Below are 7,309 nucleotides of genomic sequence, written 5' to 3'. Positions count from 1 at the left end.
TTAACGATTAATACTTCAAGCGCTGCGAATACCATCATTGGTGCGATTAGTGGTGCAACAAGCTTAGTGAACAGTGGCTCTGGTACCTTAACCCTGTCTGGCAACAACACCTACACCGGCAGCACTACCGTATTGGCTGGTACGCTTAACGTCAGTGGTACCTTATCCGATAGCACCGCTCTCACCGTAGAGAGTGACGCTACGTATATCGTCGCTGCCAATGACACCATTGCTTCAATTGCTGGTGCCGGTAATATCACACTGACTGCAAACCTGACAGCAGGGGCTACCCCAGACACCATCTTTAGTGGTGTGATCAGTGGAGCAGGGAACTTGACTAAACAAGGTACGGGTACCTTAACTCTGTCTGGTCCAAATACCTACACCGGTACGACTACCTTGAGAAGTGGCACCTTATCCATATCTGCTGATAACCAATTAGGCGCAATTCCAGGTACTGCAACTGTCGGATCCATCATCTTTAATGGTGGCACACTGAATACCAGTACTACCTTTATGCTCAACGCCAACCGTGGCATTGCTATGACTGGCAATGGCACTATCGATGTAGATGGTTCTACAACACTGACCTATAACGGTGTCATTGCTGGGTCTGGCGACTTAACTAAGAGTGGGGCAGGTACTTTGGTGTTGGGTGGCGCAAATACCTATACTGGTACAACATTAATTTCATCGGGGGCCTTGACCGTAAGTGGTAACTTGGCTGATGTTGCTAATATCACCGTAGCTAGCGGTGCTATTTACAATCTTCTGAATACTGACACCATTGCGACGATTTCTGGATCAGGAATAGTTAATTTGGGTGCAAACTTGACTGTTGGCTTCGGTGATCAGGATTTCAGTTTTGGCGGATCGTTCACCGGTACCGGATCCTTGATCAAGACTGGCTTAGCCACAATGACCTTATCCGGTAGTAGTTCGTATACCGGTAATACAGTACTTAACGCTTCCCAGTTGATTTTGGCTAATGCAGATGCTCTTGGCTTAAGTACTTTAGTATCCGCAGCAGGCGTATTGCAGTTAGCTGATGGAATCGTTCTCTCGAGTCTGCATGTGACTGGCCCAATCAAAATAACCAACCATATTCAAACGATTGGTGACCAGCTCTATGAGGGTGATGTGGTGATAGCACCGAATGCTGGGGTAGTGACTGATATGCGTAATTATGCTGGAACTATATATACAGCCTCTGGAGTGAAGCTCAGCTCTACTAATGGTGGCATTACATTTAATGGCAAAATTGACGCTCAAAATGCAAAGAGCGAATCCTTAAGTATAGATGCGGGAACCGGTACCGTAACCGTTGGTAATAGTGTTGGATCAATAACGCCATTGCAGAATCTTTACATTGTTGGCGAAAATATTAAGCTTTTAGCAGACGTATTGACTGGGCAGGAGCAGACATATGTAGGCACTACTACGATTGGTAGCAACGGATCAGCCGGATTCTTATACGAGCAATTTGTTAAAAAGACTCGCCCAGAATCAACTTTTTCTATACAAAACCCTATATTTACCCGTACTTTCATTTCTACTGACCCAACCGTTCGATTCGTCGGAACGGTTAATCCCGATAGCACCGGTTATTCCTTATTGGTAGCGGCAATCTATGATGGTTTTGTAAATGGAGACCCAACTAAGGAGCCAAGGATTATTTTTGATGGATTAGTAGGTAATCTTATTCCTTTCTATTCCACTAATTTTCAAGCATTACAGGCTGGTGATGTATTTATGCTCGGAGGCAAAATTAGCACTATGGGGGTTAAAACAATTTCCGCCCAAAACTATACTGCGGAAGCTTTAGAGGTGCTTCTGGACCCAAGCAACTCAGTTGCAACCTTTAGATCCTCTCAGCCAGGAACTATTAACTTTGACCTAAGTAAGATTGGCGGGCAGATGAATATGGGCTCGGCTATGGGTGTTATACGCGTCATTATTGATGGCTTAACGAACTTTACAGGGGCTGGAGTCGGGTTGGCAGCAGTCAGTCTACCTGTTCAAGAAGCTGCAGCTGCTGCTGCTGCTGCAGCTGCAGCAGGTGGTGGTAATTTAATGACAACCGCTCAATTTAATAAGCAGTTTGTTCTCCGTCGCGATGCCTTGCAAACTTCAAGCGTCACCGTTCTGATGGATGAAAATGTCAGCAATCAGGATGCGGAGAATAAGTTAGTGCGCTGCCGCAAAGGAGACACCGAGTGTGAATAATTAAGTGCAATCTACTTTTGTACGTTGGCGGTCAGATGAATATGGGTTCTGCAAACGGTGTTACTAGAGTCATCATTGATGGCTTAACTAACTTCAATGGAACTGGAGTTGGATTAGCAGTTGTTGGCCGTCCTGTTCAAGAGGCGGCTGCCGCTGCTGCAGCTGCATCAAACAGCACTAACTTAAAAGCCGCATCAAACTTTAGTGAACAGTTTACTTTTACTAGAAACAAATCTGAAACATCAAGCGTCTCTGTCATCATGGACGAGGGTGCAAGTACCCAAAAGGAGAATAAGAATTCAAATAGCTCCAAAGGCGGCACATCTTGTTCTGAGGATGATAAATCAGTCGAATGTAAAAACTAAGTGACATAGAGTTTTGGTGTGCGCGTAATTTCATTGGGTGAATTTCCTCACAAGGCAGCCCGCCTCTGATGCTATTACTCGTGCACTTTTTCTGGCTGCACAGAGCCAAAAACAGTCCCCATTTCCAGAGGCAAAACCAAGTCTAATACCCCCTAAACAGAGCATTCCAGGGGCTAAAAACTTACAAGATATTCGGATCTAGTGCGTTACAGGGGCTGTAAACCATTGTTTATACTGATTATTTCCATATTATGAGACTTATGCTTAATCTTAGGTAGTTTTATTGCAACGCAACAAATAATCCTTGATTTGTTAAAAATGACAACCTACAATGGTGCATCGCAATAAATTATCAATCTCTTCAATTAAGGATAAATCATGTTCCAGAATCAATTAAACGACCAACTCGTACAAGCCCAAACCAAATCTGTTGAGACAGCCAAGCATTTAGCTCAAGTCGCTGTTCAAAGCGCACAAGAGTTGGCTGAGATCAACCAAGCGATTGCTAAAGACGTAGTTGCTGCTGCTCAAGATAGTGCTACTCAGTTAATGGCTGTTGAGGATCCACAGCAATTAGCTAAGTTAGCTCAGCCAGAAACAGCACAAGAAGCTGCTAAATATGCTGCTGCTTACCAAGCTAAAGTAAGTAAAGTGATTCGCAAGAGTAATAAAGAAGTGGCTGAAGTAGTTGATGCCTCTATCGATGACGCACGTGCTGATTTGGTAAAGATGCTTAAAGAAGCTACTAAGACAGCTCCTGCTGGATCTGAGGCATTTGTATCTGCATTCAAATCCATGTTTGATGCTTCTATTCAGCAGTTTGACCAAGTACGTGCTTCTGCAGCTGACGCATTTGCTAGTTTTGAAAAGAGTGTTGACGAAGCTATGTCAAATGCTCAAGGTCAATACGCTGTTGCAAAGCCAGCTACTAAAGGCAGTAAATCTGCTTAATTAGCCGTATTAAGTTCTAAGTATTAGGTACTAAGCACTTCACAACAAAGCCGCCTTCGGGCGGCTTTGTTGTTTGCTTATTTGCTTATTTGCTTATTTGCGCAGCGCCATATCGGTAATAATAAGCACTATGGCTATTAAACAATTTAACGCGACTTATATTACTCAGGACGACCGCATCTTTTTTCGTTTTAATACGGACGAAGATACCGAGTTTCGTTTTTGGTTAACGCGCAGGGTAACTCTATTTATTTTGGCTGCCACTCAGCATCTGATGGTTAAACAATTAGAGCAAGCACATTCACCAGAGGCAGCAAAAGCCATAGCCCAATTTGCTAAAGAGGCTGTCAAAAGTACGATTAAAAAAGAAAATACCCCAGTCCCTCAAGGGGCGGCAGAAGTGTATCAATCGGCCAGTCAGTTTCCAATAGGCGCTGAAGCTTTATTGGTCACAGAGGCAAAATGCTCTATTCATCAAGTAGAACAGCAAGATGAACTGTCGCTAGACTTAATGCTGCCCGGTGGCGGCAACTTGAATATCAAGATGGCAGGACCCACATTACAAGCTATGGGCTTATTGTTGGATCAAATCCGAGAATTTGCAGGGTGGGGCAGCATTCCTGCTGTCATTGAAAACCATACTCCTGAGTCTGCACCACAGTCTGTCAGTAAAACCTTACTGCATTAATGTGTGCGTTGACCCATTAAGAATGGTCGGTCAATTTGGCTTGCTAACGCATGAATCGTATTTTCTGCCACACCTGCACTAGCAAAGTGTTGCTGCCAATTCTGTACTACTGTGGAGACACGACGGACCTCTGCTAAAGCATCAGATTGTGAGAGACCATAGGCGCTTGCCATGGATAGTGCATTTTCAATATCGGATCTGGCACCATCTTTACCAACATCCATGGCTTGATATCCCAATGCCAGTCCTGTAGGAAGCATATCAAAGGCAGGGGAGAGTGTGTATTGATTAGCGTCTGTCACTAGCAATACGTGATTCTTTTCGTGGTCGTCGGTATTGTCCATCAAGATATTAAATACCAAGCGCCTAAATAATTCTTGCATCTGCGCTTGGTATCGATTGCCCTCTAAAACTCCCCGTCTTCGCAGCAATTGCGCCAAGTTAGGATAGGACAAAGATACCTTGGCAGCAGCCAGCGCCACGTTTGCAGATAGGGCATGAAGTCGTTGATGAGGGGTGCGATCAAAACGCTTCACTGCAATGGCATGTCCTTGGCTTAAGGGTATTAAACATGTTTGCGCAACATGGATGCCGGCTTGGCTGGCAAGTGTCATCGTAGCGTGTTCTATGACCGGCTCTTCAGGGCGATCTGCTTCAGAAAACTTCACAATCCACTGACTGCCGTCCATCTCAATTAATGCTTTTGGACGTGCTCCGCCCATAGTGCCGCCCGGTGCAATGAGTCGTCTTTGTGTTTGCTCAATGGGTTTGCCCGCTAAAACCTGTTGAACGAGAGCATGAACGGCATTTACATCTGCTAGTTTTGGTAATGGATTCTTTTGATGAGGTAAGTAATATTCTGCTGAAGTGGAAACACCTAAAGCACCAAAACGATCATCGCCTGCAAAGAAGAGCATCTCTAATATAGAAAGTCTTTCTGGCCTTTCGACTAATCGAATGACGCGCTCACCCCAGCGATCAGGCCTAGCATCATCAACAGCCCCAGCTGCGAGATCTTTCATTTTAGGTAGGTGTTCGATATCCATCAGTGGCAAATCCTCACTGAGTGCAAAGCCAGTTTGCAGCCATTCTTGACTGTAACGCAATGAGACGCCACGACCTGACAGCACGAGATTTAATTGCCCAATCAGTTTGGCTTGCGTTGGATTTCCGAGATACCAAAGATAGAGCTGGTCAACAATAGAGTGTGGGGATGATTTCATAAGACCTTAGGCTTTCTGGCTAGCCTACCGGCAATAGAACTTTGTGTGCGTACGGCTTTCATATTTTTAGCCGCTCGTACGTCAGATTCGAGAGCCGAGCGATCATATTCAGGGGCTGCGATATCAGATAAGGCATCTACTCGACCCATCATCCAAAGGGCAGTGGCGTAAATTCCCATGCTGACATTGGCGTCACCGCGTTCCATGCGCGCGAGAGTGGGTACAGAGATGCCCATACGTTGAGCCCATAGTCGCTGCGATTCCCTGCGGCGCACACGGGCTAGGGCCAAGTTTTCCCCGAGTTGGGCAAGAGCACTAATGGCTTCTTGGGGAAGGGTCTCGAGCGCTGAGGATGATTTTGACATACATATAGTTTATCAAAAATGTATTAATTGAGAAACTATATGTTGTTTTATTGAAATAAATGAGGACTTTGTGCCTAAAAAGGCAGCTTTGCATCAGGCTTAGCAGCCAGCACAGCAAGCTTAAATTCTTCTTGAATTCGCGTAATTGCTGCTTCGTTATCCGCCTCAAAGCGCATAACTACCACCGGGGTAGTGTTCGATGGTCTGGCCAGACCAAAGCCATCGGCATATTCCACTCTTACGCCATCAATCGTATTAATGGCTTCACTAGTCGGAAACTTGGCATGGGCTTTAATGGATTCCAAAATAGTAAAGGGTTCTCCTTCAGCGCAAGCGATCTGTAATTCTGGGGTGCACAGCGCATTGGGTAAATCATTGAGCGTTTGGTTAGGATCAGTTTCCTTACTCAAAATCTCTAGAAGCCGAGCTCCTGTGTACAAACCATCATCAAATCCAAACCAACGGTCTTTGAAGAAAATATGACCACTCATTTCTCCGGCGAGTGGGGCGCCCGTTTCTTTCAACTTGGCCTTGACTAAAGAATGACCTGTTTTCCACATCAGCGGTTCGCCACCGTGCTGCTTTACAAAGGTGGCTAAATTACGCGTACATTTGACGTCATAAATGATCTGGCCACCGGGATGGCGTGACAATACATCCTTAGCAAACAACATCATCTGGCGATCTGGAAAAATCACCTGACCATCTTTAGTCACCACACCTAGGCGATCAGCATCACCATCAAAGGCAAGGCCGAGTTCGTTGTCGGTAGTCTGCAGATTTTTAATGAGATCTTGTAGGTTTTCTAAATGCGCAGGGTCTGGATGGTGGTTGGGGAAGGTGCCGTCGACTTCACAAAAAAGCTCTTGCACTTCACAACCCAAGGCTCTAAAGAGCTGGCCAGCAAAAGCGCCGCCCACACCGTTGCCGCAGTCCACCACAATCTTCATCGGACGAGCCAGTTTCACATCACCAACAATATGCGCCAGATACATCGGGAAAATATCAAAGGTAGTTCTTGTTCCTTGACCAGTTGCAAATTGCTTTGCTTCTATTCTTTTGCGTAAACCCTGAATCTGTTCGCCATAAATCGCAGAGGTTCCCAGTACCATTTTGAAGCCGTTGTAATTGGGAGGGTTATGACTACCCGTAATCATGATTCCAGATTGGGGTTTTTTGCCATGGATAGTATGGTTTGCAGCAAAGTAGACCATGGGTGTGGCGACCATACCCAAATCAATTACATTAATTCCGGTGGAAAGTAGACCTTCAGTGAGTGCTTCAATCAAGCTGGGGCCTGAGAGGCGGCCATCCCGACCGATCACAATATCGGTCTCACCAAGCTCCCGCATCTCACTACCAAATGCTTGACCAATCAGTTTAGCAATAGAAGGATCGAGCGTCTCATCAATGATGCCGCGGATGTCATAGGCTTTAAAGATGGAAGGTGACAGTTGCATGACATATCCTTAGTGCAGGAGATTGAAAAAC

The 7,309-nt window shown here is 45.4% G+C and carries 7 protein-coding genes; 4 read left to right on the top strand and 3 right to left on the bottom strand.

The window, feature by feature from the left end; all coding sequences use genetic code 11:
• The 4 genes from B0G85_RS10075 to B0G85_RS10060 form a co-directional block, all read left to right on the top strand.
• A partial coding sequence (locus tag B0G85_RS10075; RefSeq protein WP_198508812.1) for an autotransporter-associated beta strand repeat-containing protein occupies positions 1-2,226 on the top strand: 2,226 nt, incomplete at its 5' end.
• Positions 2,227-2,261: 35 nt separating this feature from the next.
• Positions 2,262-2,591 carry a hypothetical protein gene (locus B0G85_RS10070; RefSeq protein WP_100380332.1) on the top strand — a complete coding sequence of 110 codons (330 nt, stop codon included), beginning with the start codon at positions 2,262-2,264 and terminating at the stop codon, positions 2,589-2,591.
• A gap of 378 nt (positions 2,592-2,969) precedes the next feature.
• Positions 2,970-3,542, top strand: a complete 573-nt coding sequence (locus B0G85_RS10065; protein WP_100380331.1) for a phasin family protein — start codon at positions 2,970-2,972, stop codon at positions 3,540-3,542.
• Positions 3,543-3,672: 130 nt separating this feature from the next.
• Complete coding sequence (locus B0G85_RS10060) at positions 3,673-4,230, top strand: hypothetical protein (protein WP_100380330.1); 558 nt, start codon at positions 3,673-3,675, stop codon at positions 4,228-4,230.
• Here the strand turns inward: B0G85_RS10060 and B0G85_RS10055 are convergent.
• From B0G85_RS10055 to B0G85_RS10045, 3 genes are all read right to left on the bottom strand, one after another.
• On the bottom strand, positions 4,227-5,453 hold the full coding sequence (locus tag B0G85_RS10055) for a type II toxin-antitoxin system HipA family toxin (protein WP_100380329.1): 1,227 nt from the start codon (positions 5,451-5,453) through the stop codon (positions 4,227-4,229). The genes B0G85_RS10060 and B0G85_RS10055 overlap by 4 nt on opposite strands.
• A complete protein-coding gene (locus B0G85_RS10050; RefSeq protein WP_100380328.1) occupies positions 5,450-5,818 on the bottom strand; it encodes an XRE family transcriptional regulator in 369 nt (122 codons plus the stop codon). The genes B0G85_RS10055 and B0G85_RS10050 overlap by 4 nt, the downstream gene beginning before the upstream one ends.
• Before the next feature lie 74 nt (positions 5,819-5,892).
• Entirely contained in the window at positions 5,893-7,278 is a 1,386-nt protein-coding gene (locus B0G85_RS10045; RefSeq protein ID WP_100380327.1) for a phosphomannomutase/phosphoglucomutase, read from the bottom strand.
• Positions 7,279-7,309 lie beyond the last annotated feature (31 nt).

The sequence above is a fragment of the Polynucleobacter brandtiae genome (genome assembly GCF_002797575.1).
GTDB classification, from domain to species: Bacteria; Pseudomonadota; Gammaproteobacteria; order Burkholderiales; family Burkholderiaceae; genus Polynucleobacter; species Polynucleobacter brandtiae.
This window is presented reverse-complemented; position numbering and strand designations above follow the sequence as displayed.